General features: G+C 74.7%; 11 protein-coding genes. 4 read left to right on the forward strand and 7 right to left on the reverse strand.

What is annotated here, in order from left to right; genetic code table 11:
* Positions 1 to 36: 36 nt before the first annotated feature.
* Complete coding sequence (locus tag RM844_RS28340; RefSeq protein WP_394814617.1) at positions 37 to 1,344, forward strand: MFS transporter; 1,308 nt, start codon at positions 37 to 39, stop codon at positions 1,342 to 1,344.
* Entirely contained in the window at positions 1,304 to 13,354 is a 12,051-nt protein-coding gene (locus RM844_RS28345; RefSeq protein WP_311670267.1) for a non-ribosomal peptide synthetase/type I polyketide synthase, read from the forward strand. The genes RM844_RS28340 and RM844_RS28345 overlap by 41 nt, the downstream gene beginning before the upstream one ends.
* 45 nt (positions 13,355 to 13,399) lie before the next feature.
* Here the strand turns inward: RM844_RS28345 and RM844_RS28350 are convergent, their stop codons facing one another.
* The 3 genes from RM844_RS28350 to RM844_RS28360 form a co-directional block, all read right to left on the reverse strand.
* On the reverse strand, positions 13,400 to 15,799 hold the full coding sequence (locus RM844_RS28350) for an excinuclease ABC subunit UvrA (RefSeq protein WP_311670268.1): 2,400 nt from the start codon (positions 15,797 to 15,799) through the stop codon (positions 13,400 to 13,402).
* A 71-nt stretch (positions 15,800 to 15,870) separates the two neighbouring features.
* Positions 15,871 to 16,281: a VOC family protein gene (locus RM844_RS28355; protein WP_311670269.1), complete on the reverse strand. Its 411-nt coding sequence runs from the start codon at positions 16,279 to 16,281 to the stop codon at positions 15,871 to 15,873.
* Between the two features lie 10 nt (positions 16,282 to 16,291).
* The gene (locus tag RM844_RS28360) at positions 16,292 to 16,735 is read right to left on the reverse strand and encodes a helix-turn-helix transcriptional regulator (protein ID WP_311670270.1); all 444 of its coding nucleotides are present in this window, start codon (positions 16,733 to 16,735) and stop codon (positions 16,292 to 16,294) included.
* 110 nt (positions 16,736 to 16,845) lie between these two features.
* Between RM844_RS28360 and RM844_RS28365 the strand changes: the two genes are divergently transcribed.
* Together RM844_RS28365 and RM844_RS28370 are read left to right on the forward strand one after the other, a co-directional pair.
* The gene (locus tag RM844_RS28365) at positions 16,846 to 17,340 is read left to right on the forward strand and encodes a GNAT family N-acetyltransferase (protein WP_311670271.1); all 495 of its coding nucleotides are present in this window, start codon (positions 16,846 to 16,848) and stop codon (positions 17,338 to 17,340) included.
* Between the two features lie 232 nt (positions 17,341 to 17,572).
* Positions 17,573 to 19,360 carry a P-loop NTPase fold protein gene (locus RM844_RS28370; RefSeq protein WP_311670272.1) on the forward strand — a complete coding sequence of 596 codons (1,788 nt, stop codon included), beginning with the start codon at positions 17,573 to 17,575 and terminating at the stop codon, positions 19,358 to 19,360.
* A gap of 14 nt (positions 19,361 to 19,374) precedes the next feature.
* Here RM844_RS28370 and RM844_RS28375 read toward each other — a convergent pair whose 3' ends face one another.
* The 4 genes from RM844_RS28375 to RM844_RS28390 form a co-directional block, all read right to left on the reverse strand.
* Positions 19,375 to 20,700: an ABC transporter substrate-binding protein gene (locus RM844_RS28375; protein WP_311670273.1), complete on the reverse strand. Its 1,326-nt coding sequence runs from the start codon at positions 20,698 to 20,700 to the stop codon at positions 19,375 to 19,377.
* 44 nt (positions 20,701 to 20,744) lie between these two features.
* Positions 20,745 to 21,656: a carbohydrate ABC transporter permease gene (locus RM844_RS28380; protein ID WP_311670274.1), complete on the reverse strand. Its 912-nt coding sequence runs from the start codon at positions 21,654 to 21,656 to the stop codon at positions 20,745 to 20,747.
* Positions 21,649 to 22,593: a carbohydrate ABC transporter permease gene (locus RM844_RS28385; RefSeq protein WP_311670275.1), complete on the reverse strand. Its 945-nt coding sequence runs from the start codon at positions 22,591 to 22,593 to the stop codon at positions 21,649 to 21,651. The genes RM844_RS28380 and RM844_RS28385 overlap by 8 nt, the downstream gene beginning before the upstream one ends.
* A gap of 441 nt (positions 22,594 to 23,034) precedes the next feature.
* The gene (locus RM844_RS28390) at positions 23,035 to 24,147 is read right to left on the reverse strand and encodes a LacI family DNA-binding transcriptional regulator (protein WP_311670276.1); all 1,113 of its coding nucleotides are present in this window, start codon (positions 24,145 to 24,147) and stop codon (positions 23,035 to 23,037) included.
* Between the last annotated feature and the right edge of the window lie 17 nt (positions 24,148 to 24,164).

A 24,164-nucleotide genomic window follows, 5' to 3' on the forward strand; every position in this document is an offset into this window, starting at 1 on the left:
CCGGTTCCGCTACGGGGTTTCGCAAGGGGGAAGTTCGTGGGTGCTGTGGACGGCGTCGCCCGCCTGCTCGCGGGCGCCTACGCCGTCTCGGCCTACGGCAACTACCTGAACCTGATCGCGTTGAGCCTGTTCTCCTACGAGGTGACCGGCACCGCGTTCGGGGTCGGGCTGGTGATGGCGCTGCGGCTGGGCGCCGGGTTCGTCGCCGGCCTGACGGCGGGCGCGCTGACCGCCCGGATCAGCCGCCGCACGGTGATGATCGGCGCGGACGCCGCGCAGGGCACCACCATGGTGGTGCTGGCGCTGTGCGCCTCGCACACCCCGCTGGCGCTGCTCGCCGGGGCCGTGGTGGTGCTCGGCGCGGGGAACACGTACTTCACCGTGGCGCTGCGCAGCGCGGTGCCGGTGATCGTCGGCCAGGACGCCAGGGCCCGGGTCAACGGACTGCTGGTGACGGCCCGTTCGATGGCCACCGTGCTCGGCTTCGCCTCGGCTGCGGCGGTCATCGGGTTCGGCGGCTACGCCCTGGCGTTCACCGTCAACGCGGTCAGCTTCGCCGTCTCGGCCACCGTCCTGCTGGTGCTGCGGCCCCGCACGGACGCCCCGCCCGAGGAGCCGGCGGCCGAGCCGGCCGACCCGGCGCCGGACGGCGAGCGGGTGGGCCGGTGGCGGCGCGCGGCGGCCGGGCTGCCGGCGCTGCTGCTGGGGCTGGTGGCGCTGCGCGGCCTGGACGCGCTGGCGTCCTCCTCGCACAACGTGGCGCTGCCGGTGGTCGCGCACGCCGAGACGCCCGACCAACCCGCCCTGTTCATGACCCAGTTCTGGGCCTCCTGGGCGGTCGGCACCGTCCTGGCCCACCTGGTGCTGCGCCGGCAGGGCGAGGCGGCGTGGAGCGAGCGGGCGTTCGCGCTGGGCACCTGCGCGATGGCGCTCTCCTTCACCGCTGCCTTCCTGGGGCTGCCGGCCGCCGGGCTGATGGCCGCGGCGGCCTGCGCGGGCTTCGCCGACGGCTGGACGGAGATCATCTACACCTCGCGCCTCCAGGCGCTGCCGGACCGGCGGCGCGGCTGGCTGTTCGGGCTGTCCGCCACCGCGGAGCAGTCCGGCTTCGCGCTGGGCACGGTGGCCGCCGCCGGGGCACTTGAGGTGCTGCCGCCGCTGGCCGTGGTCGGCGCCTTCCACGGCGCGGCGCTGTGCGGCGGGCTGGTCCTGCTGCTGTACACCTTCGGCCGGTTCGGCGGCGCGCGGTCCACACCGTCCACGCCGGCCACGGGCGGGGAACCACGAGAGGAAGAGAACGCCGATGGAACGCGTCCCGGGGCAGGCGGTCTGCCGAGGTCCTGAGCCGGAGTTCACCGACGACGACCCCCGGGACGCCGTGCAGGCGCTGCTGCGGGCCGCGCGGTCCGCCGGCGACGCCGCCGTGATCACCGTCACGGACGCCGGGAGCAGCGGCCTTTCGTATCCCGAACTGCTGGACACCGCCCGGCGGTTGCTCGGTGGGCTGCGAGCGCGCGGGGTGCGCGCCGGCGACCCGGTGGTGCTGTGCGGGCTGCCGCTGGCCGACTTCTTCCCCGCGTTCTGGGCCTGCGTGCTGGGCGGCGCCCAGCCGGTGGCCATCGCCGACCAACCGGCCCCGGGCTCGCCGGCGCTGGACCGGCTCCTGCACGTCGGCCGGCTGCTGGACCGGCCGTTGGTGCTGACCGACGCGGCCGGCGCCGCGGCGCTCGCCGGCGCCGCCCCCGGGCTGCCGGTCGCGGTCGCCGGGGACTGCCTGGCCGCCGAGCCGGCCACCGGCGAGGTGACGCCCGACCCGGCCGACACCGCCCTGTTGATGCTCTCCTCCGGCAGCACCGGCGGCCCCAAGGCGGCCCGGCTGACGCACGCCGGCCTCGCCGACTTCGCCGCCAGCTCACGCCGGCTGCTGTCGGTGCGGCCCGAGGACACGCTGGTCAACTGGCTGCCCGTGGACCACAGCGGCGCCTTCCTGCTCTACCACGTGCTGGCCGTCTTCACCGGCAGCACCAACGTGCACACCCCGACCGAGCGGGTGCTGGCCGAGCCGACCCGCTGGCTCGACCTGCTCCACGAGCACCGGGCCGCGCACGGCTGGGCGCCGACCTTCGCCTACCAGCTGGTGGTCGATGCGCTCGCCGAACGCCCGCCGGGCGACTGGTCGTTGGACCGCCTCAAGACCCTGGTGTGCGGCGGCGAACGGGTCGCGCTGCCGGTGCTGCGCCGGTTCCTCGACGCGACGGCCCGCTACGGCGTCCAGGAGCGGCACGTGATGCCCGTCTGGGGCATGGCGGAGACGGTAACCGCCATCACCTACGGCCGGCTCGACCGGCCCGGCACCGTCTACCGGCTGCGCAAGGACAGCCTCGGCGGGGACCTCGTGCAGGCCGACGCCGCGACGCCGGAAGCGGACAGCGTCACCTTCGTCGCGTCCGGATCCCCGGCCCACGGGGTCAGCCTGCGGCTGGTCGACGAGGACGGCGCGCTGGTGACGCCGGGCCGGATCGGCCGGCTCCAGGTCCACTCCCCCGCCCGGGTCACCCCCGGGCACGTCAACGACGCGGCGGCGGACGCGGCCGCGTTCCCCGCCGGCCGGGACTGGCTCGACACCGGCGACCTGGCGTTCCTCGCGGACGGCCAGGTGGTCATCACGGGCCGCCGCAAGGACATGATCATCCTGCACGGGCACAACGTCTACTGCCACGAGGTGGAGGAGGCGGCCACCGCCGTCGCCGGTGTCCGGCAGGGCGAGGTGGCCGCCTGCGGCATCCCCCAACCCGACTCGGGTACCGAGGAGTTGGCGGTCTTCTTCGTCAGCAGGGGCACGGCGGCCGACGCCCGGATCGCCACCGAGGTGCGGGCCGCGCTCTTCACCCGGCTCCGCCTGACCGCCGCCGAGGTCCGCGCCGTCCCCGCCCACGAGTTCCCGCGCACCCCGGCCGGCAAGGTCCGCCGCGCCGAACTCCGCGACCGCCTCCTGGCGGAACGCGGGCCGGGCGGGCGGGAGCCGGCGGGGCCGGCACCGGGAGCCGCCGCGGCGGACCCGGCCGGGCCGCGCCGGGCGCGGCCGGCGGGGGCCAGCGCGGCCCGGGCCGCGGCAGCGGGGCGGGACGGAACCGGCCTGGGCCCGGCGGAGCGAGGACCGGCGGAGCCGGGGTCGGGGCCGGCGGCGGACGCGGGGCGGTCGGCACGGCCGGCGGCGGGCGGAACCGCATCGGCAGAGTCGGAGCCGGGAGACGACCTGAGCACGGCAGAACCGGGCCAGGCACGGCCGCAGACCGACGGAACCGCATCGACCACGGCACCGGGACCGGGCGGATCCAGCCTGAGCCCGGCCGAACGGGCAACGGCCGGGCAGCCGACAGCACGGCCGGCCGCAGACGGAACCGCATCGGCAGAGTCAGAGCCAGGAGACGACCTCAGCACGGCAGAACCCGGCCAGGCACGGCCGCAGACCGACGGAACCGCATCGACCACGGCACCGGGACCGGGCGGATCCAGCCTGAGCCCGGCGGAGCCGGGGCGGGCAGCGGACGGAACCAGCGGGGTCGTGGCGGGAGCGGAGCCGGGCGGCTCGGCCCCGGGCCACGGGCCGGGCCCGGCGGAGACCGCGCAGGGCCCCACGCTGCGGGGAGACGGCGAAACCCGCGCGGCGGAGCCGCCGTTGGCGGAGCCCGCGTGGGCCGGGCCGGTCTCGGTCGGACCGCGGTCGGTGGGACCGGCCCCGGCGAAGCCGTCGGCGGCCGGGCCGCACCCGACCGGTCCCGCTTCGGCGAGCCCGCCGCTGGCGAAGCCGCGCCCGGCCGGCCAGGCGACGACCGACGCACCCGCGACCGGCCCCGGAACAGCTGACCCGGCTGGGGGCCGGTTCGAGCCGGCCTCGGCTGACCGGGCCCCGGCCCCGCCGGCCGGGCCGCCGTCGGCGCGGCCGGGACCGACCGGCCTGGCCCTCGCCGGCGCGGCCGCCGCCGGCCCCACGGCGCCAGCGCCGCCTTCGGCGCAGCCGGACTCGTCGGAGCTGGTCGCGGTGGTCGGGGAGGAGGTGGGCGCGCTCCTCGGGGGGCCGGTGGACAGCCAGGCCCCGTTCTACGAACTCGGGCTGACCTCCGTCCTCCTCACCCGGCTGCGGGAGCGACTGGCGCGGCGGCTGGGCCGCCCCGTGCCGGCCGCCGCGTTCTTCGAGCATCCGACGGCCGCCACGCTGGGCGCGCACCTCGCCGCCACCACCCCGCTGCCGGCGCCGGCAGCGCCGGCCGCGCCGGCCGCCCCCGCCGGCGGCAGCGACGACCGGCGGATCGCCGTGATCGGGATGGCCCTGCGCTTTCCGGGGGCCAACTCCCCGGAAGAGTTCTGGGAGTTGCTGCGGGACGGCCGGGTCAGCGTCCGGCGGCTGGCCGACGGGGAGTTGGCGGCGGCCGGGCTCAGCCCCGAGCAGCGCCGGGACCCGGCGCTGGTGCCGGTCGCCGGCGTCCTCGACGGAGTGGAGGAGTTCGACGCGGACTTCTTCGGCGTGCCACCCAAGGAGGCCGCCTCAATCCACCCGGCGCACCGGCTCTTCCTGGAGTGCTGCCACCGGGCGCTGGAGGACGGCGGCTACGCGGCTGGCGAACCCGACACCAGGATCGGGGTGTTCGCCGGGTCGGGCATGCAGCTCTACGACCACCAGGGCCCCGGGGAGCCGGCCGTCCCGTTCGATCCGCGGGACCCGGCCGCCGCGATGCTGGCGGCGATCGGCCGGCAGCCGGACTTCCTCGCCCCCCGGGTGGCCCACAAGCTGGGCCTGACCGGGCCGGCCATCGGCGTGCAGACGGCCTGTTCCACCGGGCTGGTCGCCACCCATCTGGCCATCCAGGCGCTCCTCGACGGGGAGACCGACCTGGCGCTGGCCGGTGCCGCCGCCGTCCACCTGCCGCAGACCACCGGCTACCGGAGCCACCCGGGGTCGATCCTCTCCCCCAGCGGGCGATGTCGGGCCTTCGACGCGACCGCGGACGGCACGGTCGGCGGGAACGGGGTGGCCGCGGTGCTGCTCAAGCGGCTGGACCGGGCGTTGGCCGACGGCGACACCGTGCACGCGGTGATCCTGGGCTCGGCCGTCAACAACGACGGGGCGGCCAAGGTCGGCTTCAGCGCGCCGGGCGTCGCCGGCCAGACCGCCGTCGTCCAACAGGCGCTGCGCCGGGCCCGGGTGCCCGCCGAGAGCGTCACCTACGTGGAGGCGCACGGCACCGGGACCCCGCTCGGCGACCCGGTCGAACTGACGGCACTGGCCCGGGCGTTGGGCGAGAACACCGACCGGACGGGCTTCTGCTCGGTCGGTTCGGTGAAGCCCAACATCGGGCACCTGGACAGCTGCGCCGGCCTGGCCGGGCTGCTGAAAACGATCCTCATGCTGCGCCACCGCACCCTGGCGGCCACCCCAGGACTGACCCAGCCGAATCCCGAACTGGCCCTGGAAGGTGGCCCGTTGACGCTGGTCACGGAGACGGGCCCGTGGACGGTCCCGGGCGGCGGGCCGCGCCGGGCCGGGGTCAGCGCGCTGGGCGTGGGCGGCACCAACGCCCACCTGGTGCTGGAGGAGGCGCCGCCCGCGCCACCGACGCCGGCACCCGAACTGCCGGTGCTGGTACCGGTGTCGGCGAACGACCCGGCGGCGCTCGCGGAGTTGGTCGACCGGCTCGGGGAGCGGCTCGGGGCGTATCCCGAGCTGGCGGCCGGCCGGGTCGCGGCCACGCTGGCGCTCGGCCGGCCGCACCGGCCCGCGCGGGCCGCCGTCGTCGGCCGCACGGCCGGCGAACTGGCCGCCGCGCTTGCGGAGTTGCCGGCCGGGGAAGCCGAGCCGCTGGGCCCGGTCGGCTTCGCCTTCGCCGGGCAGGGCAGCGGCCGGCCCGGGCTCGCGGCCGGCCTGCACGCCGCCTTCCCGGTGGCCCGCCGGGTCCTGGAGCAGTGCGCCGAGCAGTACGCGGACGAGTTCGGCGGCGATCTCCTGCCGTCGCTGGTGACGCCGGCCCCGGCCGACGCCGCCGGCTGGCCGGCCGAGGTGGCGCAGGCCGTGCTCTTCGCCCACCAGGCGGCGCTGGCCACGGTCTGGCGGGAGCTGGGCATCCGGCCGGCGCTGCTGCTGGGGCACAGCGTCGGGGAGTTCGCGGCGCTGCACGCGGCGGGTGCCCTGTCGCTGGCGGACGGGCTGCGGCTGACCGCCTGGCGCGGGCGGCTGATGCGGGACCACTGCCCGTTGGGCGGGATGCTCGCCATCCGTGCCGACCAGGAGACCGCCCAGCGCCTGGCCGACGCGGCCGGCGTGACGCTGGCCGCCGTCAACGGCCCGCGCTCGCAGGTGGTTTCGGGGCCCAGGGAGGCCCTGGACGAGGTGGCGCGGCGGTGCGCGGCGGCGGGGCTGCGCTGGCGGGCGCTGCCGGTGGACCGGGCCTTCCACTCGCCGGCGGTCGAGCCGGCCGTCGCCGCGTTCCGCGAGCACGCCGAGCGGGTCGCCTTCCGGCCGCTGGAGCTGCCGCTGGTGACGGCGGCCGACGGGGAGCCGCGCCCGGTCGGGTGGCGGGTGGACGCGGACTACCTCTGTCGGCAGGCGCGGCAGCCGGTCCGTTTCGACCTGGCGCTGGCCGCCGCCGTGGCCCGCGGCTGCACGGACTTCGTGGCGATCGGGGCGGACAGCGCCCTGGTCGCCATCGGCCGGCACGTGCTGCCGGCGAGCGGCTGGGTGGCCGGGCAGGGCGCGGGAGAGACGCCGGCCGAGCAGGTCGGCGGGCTGCTCGGCGGGCTCGGCGCGCTCTACCGGCGGGGGGCGGAGCCGAACTGGCGGGCGCTGGCCTCCGGCGGCCGGGTGCCGCTGCCCGGGCATCCGCTGCGGCCCCGCGCGTTCCCGTTCCCCGCCCCCGGCGCGGCGCGGGTCCCGCCGCCGAGCGCGCCGCCGCCCCCGGCCAGGCCGCCGGCCCCGCCGCTGCCGGTCGGGCCGCCGCCCCCGGCGGCGCCGCCGGAGGAGGGTGGCGCCGATGAGCAACTGGTGGACGCGGTAAGGGTGTTGACCGCCGAGAAGCTGGGGCACCAGCCGGCCGAGGTGACCGCGGACCGGTCCTTCTTCGAACTGGGCGCGGACTCGCTGTCCCTGATGGGTCTGACCGCCGAGTTGGAGCAGCGCTACGGGGTGCGGGTCCCGGTGCGGGAGCTGTTCGACACGGTGGACACCCCGCGCGCGCTGGCCGCGCGGCTGGCCCCCGCGGCCCGGCCCACGGCCACGCCGCCGGCCGCCCCGCCGGCGCCCCCCGTGGCGACGCCCGCCACCACGCCGCCCGGGCCCGCCCAGCCCGCGACGCCGCCGGCGGCGGGGACGACGGCCCCCGAGGTGCACGCCCTGTTCGCACAGCAGCTGCGGCTGACCGAGCAACTGGTGGCGAACACCCGGGAGATGATCAACGGGCAGCTGGCGGCGCTCGGTTCCGCCGCCGGCCCGGCGCCCACCGCGCCCCCGCCGGCCGCCCCGCCGCTCCCAACGACCGCCCCAACACCCCCACGCGAAGCCACCGTTGTCCCAGCCGAGGCCACCACCGCGCCCCCCGGCGGCTGCGACGTCAGCCTGTACTTCTTCGGCGACTACCCGCAGCACGCCGCGCGGGACAAGTACGGACTGATCATGGCGGCCGCCGAGTTCGCCGACGAACACGACTTCCACGCCCTGTGGTTCCCCGAGCGGCACTTCGACTCCTTCGGCGCGCTCTTCCCCAACCCGTCCGTGCTCGCTGCCGCGTTGGCCGCGCGCACCCGGCGGGTGCGGCTGCACGCCGGCTCCGTGGTGCTGCCGCTGCACCACCCGGTGCGGGTCGCCGAGGAGTGGTCGGTGGTGGACAACATCTCCGGCGGCCGGGTGGGGCTCTGCTTCGCCAGCGGTTGGCACGCCACCGACTTCGCCCTGGCGCCCCAGCACTTCGGCCGGCACCGGGAAGTGATGTACGAGCAGCTGGCGACCGTACGGCAGCTGTGGTCCGGCGCGCCGCTGACCGTGCGGGCCGGCGACGACAAGCCGGTGGAGGTGCGACTGCACCCGAGTCCCCTCCAGGAACACCTCCCGATGTACGCGGCCGTGGTGGGCAACCCGGACAGCTACCGCAGGGCCGCCGCCGAGGGCCTGGGCGTGGTGACCAACCTGATGACCCAGACCGTCGAGCAGCTGGCGGAGAACATCACGCTGTACCGGCGCACCCGGGCCGAGCACGGGCTGGACCCGGCGGCCGGCCGGGTCGTGGTGCTGGTGCACACCTACCTGGACGAGGACGGGGAACGCGCCCGGGCCGAGGCGCACCAGCCGTTCGTGACCTACCTGCGCTCCTCGCTCTCGCTGCTCAGCCAGGTGACCAGCAGCCTCGGCATCTCGGTGGACCTGGCCAACACCCCGGAGGAGGACGTCGAGTTCCTGCTGGGGCGGGCCTACCAGAGCTACTGCGCGACGCGGGCGCTGATCGGCGACGCGGAGACGGCCGAGGCGACCGCGCGCCGCCTGATGGCCGCCGGCGCCGACGAGTTGGCCTGTTTCGTGGACTTCGGCATGGCACCGGAGAAGGTGCTCGCCGGGCTGGCCCCGCTGGACCGGCTCCGCCGCCGGCTGGCCGGGCCTTCGGTCGAGGCCCCGGCCGAACCACCCGCCCGGCCGGCGGTCCAGGCCCCGGTCGAAGCCCGCGACACACCGGCGGCCGGCACCGGCTCCGCGCCGGAACACCCGCCCCGGCGGGCGCCGCTGTCGCCGGCCCAGCGCCGGATCTGGTTCCTGGAGCGGCTGCACCCCGGCACCCTGATGTACCACGAGCCGAAGGCGATCCAGCTGGACGGGCCGCTCGATGTGGCGGCGCTGCGCTGGGCGTTGGACCGGGTCGCCGACCGGCACCCGGCGCTGCGCACGGTGGTCGGCGACGAGGACGGGGTGCCGTACCAGGAGATCCGGGACCGGATGCGGCTGGACTGCCCGGTTGACGACCGCACGGGGCTGACGGTGGCCGAGGCGCTGCGTTCCGTGCTGGTGACCGAGGGCCGCCGGGTGCTGGATCTGACGACCGGGCCGCTGGTCACCGCCCGGCTGCTGCGGCTCGCGGCGGACCGGCACCTGCTGTTCCTGATGGCCCACCACATCGTCTTCGACTCCTCATCGACCACCGTGCTGGCCCGGGACCTGGCCGCCCTGTACCGGGCGAGGACCGGTCCGGACGCGACGGCCGAGCTGCCGCCGCTGCCGGAACTCCCGCCCCCGCCCGGGCCGGACGACGCGGCGCGGGCCGCCGCGCTGGAGCACTGGCGGGCGCTGCTCGCCGACGCCCCGGAGCTGACGCTGCCGACCGACCGGCCCAGGCCGCCGGTCAGGTCCGGCGCCGGCGCCAGCCTCAGCCACGAGCTGGACGCCGAACTCGTCGGCCGGCTGCGGGCGTTCGTCGCCAGCCACCGGGCGACCCTGTTCATGGCGCTGAGTGGCGCGATCGGCGCGGTGCTCGCCCGGCAGGCCGGGCAGCACGAGGTGGTCCTCGGCACCGCGGTCGCCGCCCGCCCACCGGGCGCCGAGGACCGCGTCGGACTGTTCCTTGACACCGTGCCACTCCGGCTGGACCTGGCCGGCGACCCGGACTTCCCGACGCTGCTGCGCCGGGTGCGGGAGAGCAGCACGGCCGCGTTCGAACACCGGGAGGTGCCGTTCGACGAGCTGGTCGGGGCGCTCAACCCGCGCCGCGACCCGGGCCGCAACCCGCTCTTCCAGGTGCTGGTCGAGTACGAGAACGAGGGCGCCGTCGAGTTCGCCCCGCCGCTGACCGCGACCCTGCTCGACGTGCCGAGCGACCGGGCCCCGTTCGACCTCAGCTGCTACCTGACGCACCACCCCGGCGGGGTGCGGTTCATGGTCGAGTACGACACGGCGCTCTTCGACGAGGGCACCGTGCGCGGCCTGGTGGCGCGGGTCGAACAGCTGCTGCGCCGGGCGCTGAACGCCCCGGGGGCGCCGCTCGACGAGCTGACCGATGTCGGCGGGCCGGAGCGCGCGCTGCTGGCCCGGCTTGGCGGTCTTGACCAGCCCCGGCCCGCGGTCGCCGACACGCTGCACGGGCTGGTCGCCGCGCGGGCCCGCGCGCACCCGGCGGACCTCGCCCTGCTCGACGACCAGGGCGGTGAACAACGGCGGGTCAGCTACGGGGAGTTGCTGGCGGAGGCGGAGCGGCTGGCGGGCCGGCTGCGGGCCCGGGGCGCGCGCCGTGGCCGGCGGGTGGCGGTGTCGTTGCCGCGTGGGCCGGCGCTCATCACCGCCCTGCTGGGGGTGTTGACCAGCGGTGCGGCCTATCTGCCGCTGGACCCGGCGACGCCCGCCCGACGGCAGGCCGAGCTGCTCGCCGACGGCGGCCCGGTGCTGCTGTTGACCAACGCGGCGCTGCTCGCCGAGCGGCCGGAACTCGCCGACCTGCTGCCCGTCGTCCTGGTGGACGAGGACCAGCCGGCGGCCGAGCGGCCCGACGAGCCGGCGCCGGACCCCACCGAGGTCACCGACCCCACCGACCCCGGGGACCCGACGGACGAGGCGGCGGACGAGGCGGCGGACGCCGGCCCCGAGGACCCGGCGTACTGCCTGTACACCTCGGGTTCGACCGGCCGCCCCAAGGGCGTGCTGGTGCCCCACCGGGGCCCGGTCAACCTGGTGCTGGCCCATCTGGACCGGCACCCCCCGCTGCGCACCCTGCAGTGGACCTCGCCGGCCTTCGACGTCAGCGTGCAGGAGATCTTCACCACGCTGGCCGCCGGCGCCACCCTGGTCCTGGTCGCCGACGAGGTGCGGCACGACCCGGCGGCGGTCGCCGACGCGGTCCGCCGGCACGCGGTGCAGCGGATCTTCATGCCCGCCACCCCGCTCCGGTACCTGCTCGAAGCCCGGCCCCAACTGCCGTCCCTGCGCGAGCTGTTCTCGGCCGGCGAGGCGCTGCACCTGACCGAGGCGGGCCGCGGGTTCCTGGCCGCGCACCCGGAGTGCGCGCTGCACAACCAGTACGGCCCGACGGAGGCGTCGATCATCGTCACCTCGCACCGGGTCGCGCCGGACGGTGAGGAGTGGCCGCCGATCGGCACGCCGGTGCCGGGGGCCCGGGTGCGGCTGCTGGACGCGGCCGGCCGGCTGGTGCCGCCGGGGGCGGTCGGCGAGATCCACCTGGGCGGCGTCCCGGTCGCGCACGGCTACCTGGACCGGCCGGCGGAGACCGCCGCCGCCTTCCGCGACGACGGCGCCGGCGGGGTCGAGTACCGGACCGGCGACCTGGGGCGCTGGCGGGCGGACGGCGCGCTCCAGTACCTGGGCCGGATCGACGACCAGGTCAAGGTACGCGGGCACCGGGTGGAGCCGGACGAGGTGCGGGCCGCGCTGCTGGCGCTGCCCGGCGTGCGGGACGCGGCCGTGCTGGCCCGCCGGGACCGGCACGGCGAGACGGAGCTGGTCGGCTACCTGGTGCCGGCCGACCCGGCGGCCGAACCCGAGTCGCCGCGCGCGGCGTTGGCCGCCGTGCTGCCGGACCACCTGGTGCCGGGCCGGTGGGTGTGGCTGGCGCGGCTGCCGGTGAACGCCTCGGGGAAGCTGGACCGGGCGGCGCTGCCGGCGCCGGCGGCGGACGGCCCGCCGCCGGGCGCGGCCGGGGAGCCGGCCAGCCCGCTGGAGAAGGCGCTGGCCGAGCTGTGGAGCGACGAGCTGGGACTGGACGCGGTCCCGGCGGATCGTTCCTTCTTCGAGCTGGGCGGCCACTCGCTCAGCGCCATCCGGCTGCTCAACCGGATGGCCGGCGAGCTGGACGCGGCGCTGCCGATGACCGACTTCTTCCGCTCCCCCACCGTCCGGGGCGTCGCCCGGCGCTTGGAGGAACGCCTTGCGGAGCGCTATGGGGAACCCCGGGAGGCGGGCGGCAAACGCCCCGGGCCCACGCCCCGACCGACACCGGCCACCGCCCGGCCCGCCGCCACGGCCGGTGACGCGACGGACGGCTCCCCGGACGACGGCCCGGGCACCGTCCGGGAGACCGTGCCGATGACCTCCGTGCAGCGCCGGCTGTGGGTGCGGCACCACGAGCGCGCCGACTCATCCGTCTACCACGTCGCCCACCGGATCGAGCTGCGCGGCGAGCTGGACCCGGCGGCCCTCGGGGCGGCCCTGGCCGACCTGGTGGCCCGGCACGACGCGCTGCGCGGCCAGCTGACCCGACGGGCGGACGGCGCCCACCTGTTCGAGGTGCTGGACCGGGTGCCGGTGACGCTGCCGGTGACCGACCTGACCGACCTGACCTACGGGGCCGACGACGAGCCGGCGCTGGCCGACTGGTGCCGCGCCCAGGTCACGCCGCCGTTCACGCTGGAGCGGGCCCCGCTCTTCCGGTTCCGGCTGGCGCGGCTCGGCCGGGACCGCTGGCTGCTGCTGACCGTGCTGCACCACGCGGTGTGCGACGGCTGGTCGATGGCGGTGATCTGGCGGGAGCTGGCCGCGCGCTACGCGGCCCGCACCGGGTCCGGCGGCCAACTGCCCCCGCCAGCAGCCCAGTTCACCGACTGCGCCCGCGCGGAGTCCGGGCTGACCGCCGCCCGCCGCGCCGAGCTGGAGCGGTTCTGGCGGGCCGAGCTGCGGGACGTGCCGCTGACCCTGGAGCTGCCGTACGACCGGCCCCGGCCACCGGTCCTCTCCGGCCGGGGCGCCCTGCACCAGCGGGCGCTGGGCGGGGCGCTGTCCGAGCGGGTCGCGGCGACCGCGACCCGGCTGGGCACCACGCCCTACGCGGTGCTGGCCGCCGCGTTCGCCGCCTGGCTGGCCGAGCGCGGCGGGCGGCGGGACGACCTGGTGCTGGCCGCGTCCAGCGCCAACCGGCTGGGCCCCGGGCGGACCGAGGTGGTCGGCATGGTGGGCGACGCGGTGCTGCTACGGGCCCGGCTCGGCTCGGCGGCCACCTTCGCCGACCTGGCCCGGCAGCTCGGCGGCGCGCTGTTCGCCGCGCTGGACCACCAGGAGCTGCCGCTGACCGAGGTGGCCGAGCTGGTCGCGCCGGACAGCACCGCCGGGCTCTTCCCGAACGCGCTGTTCACCGTGGTCACCACGGCCCCGCCCCGGCTTGACCTGCCCGGGGTGACGGCCACCGTGCGCGGCCTGCCGACGACCGGGGTGGCCAGGAACGAGCTGTACGTGGTGCTGGCCGACGGCGCGGACGGGTGGACGGTGACCTTCGAGTACTCGACCGACCTGTTCGAGCCGGCGACCGTCGCGGGCTGGGCGGACGGCTTCGCGGAACTGTTGGACGAGGCGACGCGGGACCCCGACCGCCCGCTGCCCGGATAGCGACGACGGCGCGGCGCACTGGCACGCGTGCCGGTGCGCCGCCGGTCAGCGGCCGACGTAGGCCGCGAGGTGCTCGCCCGTGACGGTGGCCCGGGAGGCGACCAGGTCGGCCGGGGTGCCCTCGAAGACCACCCGGCCGCCGTCGTGGCCGGCGCCCGGGCCCAGGTCGATCAGCCAGTCGGCGTGTGCCATCACCGCCTGGTGGTGCTCCACCACGATCACCGACCGGCCGCCGTCCACCAGCCGGTCCAGCAGGCCGAGAAGCTGCTCGACATCGGCCAGGTGCAGGCCGGTGGTCGGCTCGTCGAGGACGTAGATGCCGCCGGCCCGCCCCAGGTGGGTGGCCAGCTTCAGCCGCTGCCGCTCGCCGCCGGAGAGCGTGGTGAGCGGCTGGCCGAGGCTCAGGTAGCCGAGGCCGACGTCGGTGAGCCGCTCCAGGATGGCGTGCGCGGCCGGGACGCGGGCCTCGCCGGCGGCGAAGAACCGCTCCGCCTCGGCCACCGGCATGGCCAGCACCTCGCTGATGTCCCGCCCCCCGAGGTGGTGGTCCAGCACCTCGGCCAGGAACCGGCGGCCCTGGCACACCTCGCAGGTGGTGGCGACGCCGGCCATCATCCCCAGGTCGGTGTAGATGACGCCGGCCCCGTTGCAGTTCGGGCAGGCGCCCTCCGAGTTCGGGCTGAACAGCGCCGGCTTCACGCCGTTGGCCCTGGCGAACGCCTTGCGGATCGGGTCAAGCAGCCCGGTGTAGGTCGCCGGGTTGCTGCGCCGGGAGCCCCGGATGGCGCCCTGGTCGATGGAGACCACCTCGGGCCCGGCCGGGATCGAGCCGTGCACCAGCGAACTCTTGCCGGAGCCGGCGACGCCGGTCACCACGGTCAGCACCCCGAGCGGGATGTCCACGTCCACGTCGCGCAGGTTGTGGGTGGCGGCGCCGCGGATCTCCAGCCGGCCGGTGGGGGTGCGCACCTTCGCCTTGACGGCGGTCCGGTCGTCCAGGTGCCGGCCGGTGCGGGTGTCGCTGGCCCGCAGCCCCTCGACGGTGCCCTCGTAGGTGACGGTGCCGCCGGCCGTGCCGGCGCCGGGGCCCAGGTCGACCACGTGGTCGGCGATGGCGATGGTCTCCGGTTTGTGCTCGACGACCAGCACCGTGTTGCCCTTGTTCCGCAGCCGCAGCAGCAGGTCGTTCATCCGCTGGATGTCGTGCGGGTGCAGGCCGATGGTGGGCTCGTCGAAGACGTAGGTGACGTCGGTGAGGGCCGAGCCGAGATGGCGGATCATCTTGGTGCGCTGCGCCTCACCGCCGGAGAGGGTGCCCGAGGGCCGGTCCAGGGAGAGGTAGCCCAGGCCGATCTGCACGAACGAGTCGAGGGTGTGCCGCAGCGTCTCCAGCAGCGGCCCGGCCGACGGCTCGTCCAGCCCGGCGACCCAACCGGCCAGGTCGCTGATCTGCATCGCGCACGCCTCGGCGATGTTGACCCCGTTGATCCGGGAGGACCGGGCCGCCTCGTTGAGCCGGCTGCCGCCGCACTCGGGGCACGGGGTGAAGGTCACCGCCCGGTCCACGAACGCCCGGATGTGCGGCTGCATCGCGTCCCGGTCCTTGGCCAGGAACGACTTCTGGACCCGGGGGACGAGCCCCTCGTAGGTCATGTTGGTGTTCTCGATCCTGACCTTGGTGGGCTCGCGGTACAGGAAGTCGTGCAGCTCGGTCTCGGTGTAGTCGCGGATCGGCTTGTCCGGGTCGAAGTAGCCGGAGGCGCTGAAGATCCGCACCGTCCAGCCGTCGGCCTTGTAGCCGGGGATGGTGATCGCGCCCTCGGCGAGCGACTTGTCCGGGTCGTAGAGCTGCGACAGGTCGATGTCGTCGACCCGGCCCATGCCGTCGCAGCGCGGGCACATGCCGCCCAGCACGCTGTAGGTCTTGTGCTCGGTCTTCCGGTCGCCGCGCTCCACGGTGATCGCGCCGCTGGCCCGGATCGAGGCGACGTTGAAGGAGAACGCGTTGGGCGGGCCGACGTGCGGCCGGCCGAGCCGGCTGAAGAGGATGCGCAGCATCGCGTTGGCGTCGGTGACGGTGCCGACCGTGGAGCGGGCGTGGGCGCCCAGCCGCTCCTGGTCCACGATGATCGCGGTGGTCAGGCCGGTCAGCACGTCGACCTCCGGCCGGGCCTGGGTCGGCAGGAAGCCCTGCACGAACGCGCTGTAGGTCTCGTTGATCAGCCGCTGCGACTCGGCGGCGATGGTGCCGAAGACCAGGGAGGACTTGCCGGAGCCGGAGACCCCGGTGAACACCGTCAGCCGGCGTTTGGGGAGGTCGACGTCGACGTCCCGGAGGTTGTTCGCGCGCGCGCCGCGCACCCGGATCAGGGCGTGGCGGTCGGCTTCGTGTGCGGTGCTCGGGTCCGGCGCCGGTACCGGCTCCGGCCTGGTGGCCCTGTTCAATCGACTCTCCGTGCGGGGTGTGCTCCGGGTGGGACGGGGGCCCGGCCGGCGGGCGCCGGCCGGGCGGCGGCTCAGCCGGCCTGCTGGATGCGGACCATGTTGCCGGCGGGGTCGCGGACCGCGCAGTCCCGGATGCCGTACGGCTGGTCGGTCGGCTCCTGGACGATCTCGGCGTCGCTCTCCGCCAGCCGCGCGAAGGTGCCGTCGAGGTCGGGGGTGGCCAGCAGCACGCTGGCGTAGGTGCCCTTGGCCATCATCTCGGTGATGGTGCGGCGCTCGTCCTCGGTGATGCCCGGGTCGGCGGCCGGCGGGTGCAGGACGATGGAGGTCTCCGGCTGGCCGGGCGGGCCGACGGTGAGCCAGCGCATCCCCTCGTAGCCGACGTCCTTGCGGAGCTCGAAGCCCAGGGTGTCGCGGTAGAAGGCCAGCGCGGCTTCCGGGTCGTCCTGCGGGAGGAAGCTCGCGTTAATGGTGATCTGCATGGGACCAACGCTAGGCGCGGCTCCCGGCGGGCGCTTCTCGATTCCTGACCGGTCTGGTCACCTGCTTCGCCACACAGGACGGCATGCCGGCCGTGGCATCGGCCGCCTGCCGGCGGTAGACACTGGGCGGCACCCCGACCAGCTCGGTGAAGCGGGTACTGAAGGTGCCGAGCGAGGAGCAGCCGACCGTGAAGCAGACCTCGGTGACGCTGAGGTCGCCGCGCCGCAGCAGTGCCATCGCGCGCTCGATGCGCCGGGTCATCAGGTAGGCGTAGGGCGGCTCGCCGTAGGCCAGCCGGAACTGCCGGCTGAGATGGCCCGCCGACATGTGTACGCCACGGGCGAGGGCCTCGACGTCCAGCGGCTTGGCGTACTCCCGGTCGATCCGGTCCCTGACCCGGCGCAGCCGGGCCAGCTCGCGCAGCTGCTGGGCGGAGGAGTCGGTGCTGGTCACAGCCCGATGCTGCCATGCCACCGACCGGATGCCCAGCGCCGGTCCGTCCCCGTTCGGTGCGACGCAATCCCCGTGCGGTGCGGCCGGCCGGGCGGCTACCGTCAGGCCGCATGCCCCTGCTGCACCCACTCCGCCCGGACCACGCCCCGGCCCTGCTCGCCTTCGAACGGGAGAACCGGGCCTTCTTCGCCACCACCGTCCCCGACCGGGGGGACGACTACTTCGCCCACTTCGCCGCGCGACACCGCGCGCTGCTCGCCGAACAGGCCGCCGGCGACTGCCACTTCCACCTGCTGCTGGACGACGCGGGCGCGGTGCTCGGCCGGGTCAACCTGGTGGACGTGGCGGACGGCGCCGCCGAGCTGGGCTACCGGATCGCCGAACGGGCCACCGGCCGCGGCCTGGCCACCCGGGCCGTCCAGGCGGTGTGCGGCCTCGCCGCCCGCGACTACGGCCTGACCGCCCTGCGGGCCGCGACCACCCTCGACAACCCGGCCTCCCAGCGGGTCCTGACCCGCGCCGGCTTCACCACCACCGGCGGGACCACCCTCGACGGCCGCCCCGGCCTGACCTACCACCGCCCCCTCACCGACCTGCTCACCTGACACCCCCGGCGCCCACTTCTGTTGACTCCCGCGCCCCCCGGTCCACCTCCGTCCCTTCCTGTCCGAACCTGTGGCCTGCGCACCCCAACTCGTTGGATTCCGGGGACTTCCGACCGAACAGCTCCGGCGGACCGGGGACGGTCCGGCGAGGTCATCGGCGGCGTGGCCAACTCGCCACGCGGAGCGACCAGGATGGGGCACACTGCCATGAACGCACGGGAAGGAGCCGGCCATGGCGGAGCGCGACTCCGAGCGATTCACCCTGCTCAGCGACGAGCCGGTGGCGACCGCCGAGGCCGACCTGCTGGGCGCCGGCCGCGCGGCGAAGCGGCTGGCCGCCCTGCTGGTCGCCTCCCGGGAGGCCACCCCACTCACCCTGACCGTCGACGGAGGTTGGGGCACCGGCAAGAGCAGCCTGATGCGGCTGGTCGACGCGGAGCTGACGCGCTCCCCCGACGTGCACACCGTCTGGTACAACGCCTGGACCGCGACCGGCACCGACGCCCTGGAAGGGATCATCAAGTCCGTCCTGACCCGCTTCGACCGCCGGGCGCTGCGCCGCGCCCTGGCGAAGTTCACCGAACACCGGGCCCTGGTACGGGTGTTACGGAGCCTGGCCCTGCTGGCCGCCGGGCCACTCGGGGTGGCCGGCCTGGCCGACGCCCTGTGGCGCTCGCTGTCGGCGACCCCGGAGTCCCGGAACGAGATGCGGGACGCCATCCGGGAGCTGGCGACCGAGTGGGCCGAGGCCACCCCACTCGCCCCACGACGGCTGCTGGTGGTCTTCATCGACGACCTGGACCGCTGCTCGGCGGAGACCGTGCTGGCCATTGGCGAGGCGGTGAAGGTCTACCTGGACGTGCCGGGGCTCGCCTTCGTCATCGGCTGCGACCGCTCGGCGCTGACCCCCGGCGGGATGCTGCGGGATCTGACCCCCGCCGGCTCCGCGTTCATGGACAAGATCCTGCAGACGAGTTACCGGATTCCCGGCCCCGGTGACGCCGACATCGAGGAGTTCGTGAGCGTCTGTGCCCACCAGTCCGGCATTCGCTCGCTGCTCGACGCCGACTTGGCCGCGCTGCTCGCCGAGCGCTCCGGCCGCAATCCGCGCTCCATCAAGAAGCTGGTCAACGGCTTCGTCCTGGAGATGACGCTCAACCCGCTGTGGCGGGACTTTCAGCCGCGGATCGTCGACGCCGTGGTCAGGGTGCTGCTGCTCCAGGACCTCTACCCGGACTTCTACCGCATGCTGGTGCGCCCCGGGGCGTCCCACGGGGACGTCGTCGCCGAGTTCCGGGCCTACCGCCAGGTGCGGCGAGTGCTACGACAACTACCGGACGACGACGCGGGCCCCGTCGAGGTGGCGGACTTCTTCACCCGGCACGAGATGCGCCCGCCCTCCGAGGAGGCCCCCGACACCTGGGCCGATTCCCTGGTCGAGTTGGAGTCCCTGTTACCCGCCGACTTCCCGGCGCTGGCCGCCGATCGCGGATTCACCTCGTTGATCGAGGACCTGATGGAGCTGCCGCACGCCGACAAGCTGATCCGACAGCTACGGCAACAGCCCCCCGCACGAAATCCGCCACCCACCGCCTACCCCCATCTCGCCGCTGACCCGTCCGAGGCGGAGGCCAGCGAGCTGCTCCGTCCGACTCGGATCCTGTGGGTCGACGACTCCCCAGAGAACATCGAGTTCGAGGCCGAGCAGCTGCGCTGGTCCGGCGCCCAGGTAACCGTCGTGAGGAGCCGGTCCGAAGCCGAGCGGCAACTCCGCGCGGAGACCCCCGCTCTGCTCATCTCCGACGTCACCCGTGGCCCGGACCAGCAGGCGGGCTTCACCGACGTCGCATACCTACGGGCGAACGGCGGCTACTCGGGCCCGGTGATCTTCTACACCAGCCGGGTCACCCCGGCACGCAAGGACCGAGCGGGGCAGTTGGGTGCCCTGGGCATCACGGACGCCCCGGCTCAACTCCACCGACTGGTGCGTCAGGCGACACACCTCCCGTCCACCCCCTGAGCGGCCCGGCCGGGTCAGCCCGCCGCGTTGATGGAGTCGCGTAGCTCGTTGAGGAGGTCGTCCGCCGCCTCCTGAGGGGTGGCGTCGTCGAAGAGCACCTGCTGGTTGTAGCGGACCAGCAGGTTCTCGATGTGGCTGGCGCCGTTCGGGGTGATGGGTGGGGTGGGGCCCACCTCTTCGGACATCGCCTCGGTGAAGGCCAGCGACTCCCGGCCCGGCTCGTCCAGCAGTGGTTCGACGGCCTCCCGGAACGCGGGGTTGGCGGGTTCGCCCCGGTCCAGGCCGAACAGCTCGGCGACCCGGGTGTCGTTGGTCAGGAAGTCGAGCAACAGCGCGGCTTCCGCCGGGTGTTCGGAGGTGGAGGCGGCGGCCCAGTACATGGTGGGTTTGAGGTACTGGAAACCTTCCGAGGTGTCCGGGTCGGTCGGCCAGTTGGCCAGCGCGTAGTCGAAGTCGGGGGCCGCCGACTGGTAGGAGACGAACTGGCCGGCCGGGATGAAGCCCATCGCGGTCCGGCCGGTCACCAGGTCGGTCTGGTCCAGCGGCAGACCCTGCACCTCGCTGAGGTGCCCGGCCGAGGGGGCGGCGCCGCTGTCGATCAGGTCGAGTTCCCGTTCCCAGTAGGCGGCCAGGGTCGCCGGGTCGATGGCCACCTCGCCGTCCGCGTCGAAGAGCTGGTCGCCGTGCTGCCGGGCCCAGGTGGTGAGGCTGAAGGAGTCGCCGCCGAACGGCGAGACCCCGTTCACCTCGCCGCCGGAGGCCTCGGTCAGCTCGATCGCGGCGCTTTCGAACTCGTCCCAGGTCCAGTCGGCGGTGTCGGGCAGCGGAACGCCGTGCCGCTCGAAGAGGGTGGTGTTGATGAGGATGCCGTTGGTGGTGGCGCCGGTCGGGACGGCGAAGAGCGCGTCACCGACGCGGCCGGTGTCCAGCACGTTCTCGCCCAGCGCGGAGAGGTCCAGGATGTTGGTGACGGTGGCCAGGTCCATCAGCGCGCCGCGCTCGGCGTAGGAGGCCAGGTAGAGCTGGTCGAACTGGGAGACGTCGGCCATGTCGCCGGCCGCGGTGGTGGTCGCCATCCGGTCCCAGTAGCCGGTCCAGTCGGAGTACTGCGGCTCGACGCTGATGTTGGGGTACTCCTCCTCGAACAACTCCAGCGCTTCGAGTGTCTGTTGGGTCCTGGCGTCGGCGCCCCACCAGTTGACGGTGATGGTCACCTCGCCCTCGGACAACTCCGGGTTCATCACCGGGTTGGCGCCCACCCCGCAGCTGGCCAGGACCACCGCGCTGGTGCCGGCGGCCAGGCCGGCGCGCGCCGTCCGCCGCCCACGTGAGGTCGTCATCTTCACTCCCCTTTCTGGCTGTTGGTGTCCGGCTGTGGCGCCGGCTACTTGCCGCCGGTGGTGGCGATGCCGCGAAGCAGGAACCGCTGGCCGAACAGGAACACCAGGAACACCGGGATCAACGACACGACACTCATCGCGAACATGGCCCCGAAATCGGAGGTGGACTGCGCGTCGATGAAGGAGCGCAGCGCCACCGGAACGGTGTAGAGGTCGGGCTTGGTCACGAAGATCAGCTGGGTGAAGAAGTCGTTCCAGGTCCAGATGAAGGTGAAGATCGCGGTGGTCGCCAGGGCCGGGATCATCAGCGGCAGCATGATCTGCCCGAAGATCCGCACATGGCCGGCGCCGTCGATGCGGGCGGCCTCGTCGAGTTCCCGGGGAATACCCCGGATGAACTGGACCATCAGGAAGATGAAGAACGCGTCGGTGGCGAGGAACTTCGGCACGATCAGCGGCAGGTAGGTGTTGATCCAGCCGAGCTGCGCGTAGAAGACGTACTGCGGGATGATCAGCACGTGGATCGGCAGCATGATCGTGAGCAGCATGAGCACGAAGGTCAGCCGCTTGGCCCGGAAGTCGAGCCGGGCGAACGCGTAGGCGGCCATGGAGCAGGAGACCAGGTTGCCGATGACCGACCCGAGGACCACCAGGAACGAGTTCAGCAGGTAGGTGCTGAACGGGTAGCTGAGCGCGTCCCAGCCGTTCGGGTAGTGGTCGAAGTCGAAGGTGTCGACGAAAAGCCCCGAGCTGGTGAAGATGTCGCTGTTCGGCCGGAGCGAACTCGCCACCATCCACAGCAGCGGGTAGAGCATCAGCAGGCAGACGGCGACCAGCACGCCGTGCTTGAGAACGGTCCGAACGCGGCGCCGGGAACGTTTTCCGCGGACCAGGGCGGCGGCTTCGGATATGACGGGCGGTTCGTCCGGCCCGGCGGCCTTGAGCGCGTCAGTCATTGTAGAAGACCCAATACTTTGAGGCCCAGAAGTTCAGGGCGGTGAAGACGCCGATGATGATCAGCAGCAGCCAGGCCAGCGCCGAGGCGTAGCCCATCCGGAAGCTGGTGAAGCCCTCCTGGTAGAGGTAGAGCGAGAAGAACAGCGTCGAGTCGTTCGGGCCGCCGGTGCCGTTGGAGACGATGAACGCCTGGGTGAAGGACTGGAAGCTACCGATCAGCCCGAGCACCAGGTTGAAGAAGATGATGGGGCTCAGTAGCGGCAGCGTGATGGAGAAGAACTGCCGCTTGCGGGAAGCCCCTTCGGTGGACGCCGCCTCGTACAGCTCGCGCGGGATCTGCCGCAGTCCGGCGAGGAAGATCACCATCGGCGCGCCGAAGGTCCAGATGTGCAGGATGATCAGGGTGCCGAGCGCGGTGTCCGGGTCGGAGACCCAACCGGGGCCCTCGATCCCGAAGAGCGCGAGGAACGCGTTGACCAGGCCCTCGGTGCCGAACACCAGCCGCCAGAGCACCGCGATGGCGACGCTGGCGCCCAGCAGCGACGGCAGGTAGAGGATGGACCGGTAGAGGGACAGGCCCCGCACGCCCCGGTCCAGCAGGACGGCCAGCCCGAGCGCGACCGCCAGTTGGAGCGGCACGGCCACCAGCACGTAGGTGAAGGTGACCTTCAGCGACTCGACCAGCCGGTCGTCGGACAGCAGCCGTCTGACGTTGTCCAGGCCGGTGAACTCCGGGTCCTGGAGCAGGTTGTAGTCGGTAAAGGCCAGGTAGAGCGAGGCGATCATCGGGCCGATGGTGATGCCGAGCAGTCCCACCACCCAGGGCGCCAGGAAGAACGCGGCGGCCTTGTTGTCGCGGTGCTGTTCGCGCTGGTCCGCCGCCCCGGCCCGGCGCCGCGACCGGCTCAGCGAGCGGAACTCGCCGAGCGCGCTCATCCCGGGACCCCGGTGGTCGGTGCGGCTCGCCCGAGCCGACGTGGTGTGGTGACCCTCATGGCAGAGTTCTCCGCTCTCGATTCCTGCGGGAGGGCGCGCGCGTGGGCTTCCCAGCGGAAACACGGCGCCGGTGTGGCGCGACTCTAGGTCCAGGTGATCGATCACACAAGGTTCCGCGCAGCAGGTTCTCGGCGAGCTCCGGGCTGGGTTCGGGGCGCTCGGCCGACGGCCGACTACCGGCAGGCGGCGGGCGGCGGGCGGAGCGGGAGCGCGGGTGTTCCGGCCCGCCGGGCGCGCGGGCACAGCCGGGGTGCGGAGCCGGCGCAGGCTCGGGGCGGAGCCGACGGGGCTCAGTTTCGGGCCGGCGGGCCGACGGGGCCGACGGAGGCCCGGACTCCGGGCGGGGTGCAGAACGCGGGTGGGGTTCGGGCCGGCCCGGGTTCAGGCGCGGTTCGGGTCGTCCGGCGTCGGGCGCCGGTTGCGGCCCCGGGGCGGGGCACCCCGCCGGCGCCGGGCGTCGGCGGCCGGCGGCAGCCCCGTGGAGTCGCGCAGGATGACGCGGTTGAAGTGGGCCAGCGGGCCAGCGGCGCCGGACTCGCCGCGCAGCACGGCCAGTAGCCGGTGCACGGCGTCCCGGCCCTGCCGCTCCCGGTCCACCGCGACGGTGGTCAGCGAGGGCCGGAAGAAGCGGCTCAGCTCCAGGTCGTCCCAGCCGAAGACGCTCACGTCCTCGGGCACCCGCAACCCGATGCTCTGGAAGCCGGTGATCACACCGAACGCCACCTGGTCGGAGGCCGCGAAGACCGCGGTCGCCCCGCAGTCCGCGAGCACCCCGGTGGCCGCCTCCCAACCGGACCCGGCACTCCAGTCGCCCTCGACCACGGCCCGCGACTCCAGCCCCAGCTCGGCGACGGTCGCCTCGTAGACCGCGCGTCTGGCCCGCGCCGACGGCCAGTCGGGGTGGCCGGCGACGTGCGCGAACCGGCGGTGCCCGAGGTCCGCCAGGTGCCGGATCAGCTCGGCGCCCATCGACGCCTCGGCGAACGGACCGAGCGACCGCATGTTGTCGTCGTAGGCGCCGTCCACCACCACCGGCACCGGGGCGCCGGCCAGTTCGCCGTCGAAGTCGTCGGTGAGGGAGGTGAAGGAGAGGATGCCGTCGGTGTTCTCCGGCTGGAGCAGCGCCCGGAGCCGCTCGGCGCGGGCGGCCGCGTCGCCCTCCAGGCTGACCACGTCCAGCAGGTAGCCGGCCTCCCGGGCGGCGGCCGCGGCGCCGCCGAGGACACGGGTCGGCATCCGTTCGACGGCCCCCGGCAGGATGACGGTGATCCGGTCGGTCCGGCGGGTGCGCATGCTCCGCGCGGCCAGGTTGGGGCGGTAGCCCAGCTCGGCGACGGCCGCCGCCACCCGGCGGGTGGTCTCCGGCCGCATGGTGGGGTCCTTGCGCAGGAAGCGCGAGACCGTCTGGTGGGACAGCCCCGCCAGCCGGGCGACCTCGTGGATGGTCGGCGGCTTCTTCCCCTCGCGCGCGCCCCTCGGCCGTGGTTCCACCATGCGGTGCAGCTTATCCG

The sequence above is a fragment of the Streptomyces chisholmiae genome (assembly GCF_031845445.1).
GTDB classification, from domain to species: domain Bacteria; phylum Actinomycetota; class Actinomycetes; order Streptomycetales; family Streptomycetaceae; genus Streptomyces; species Streptomyces chisholmiae.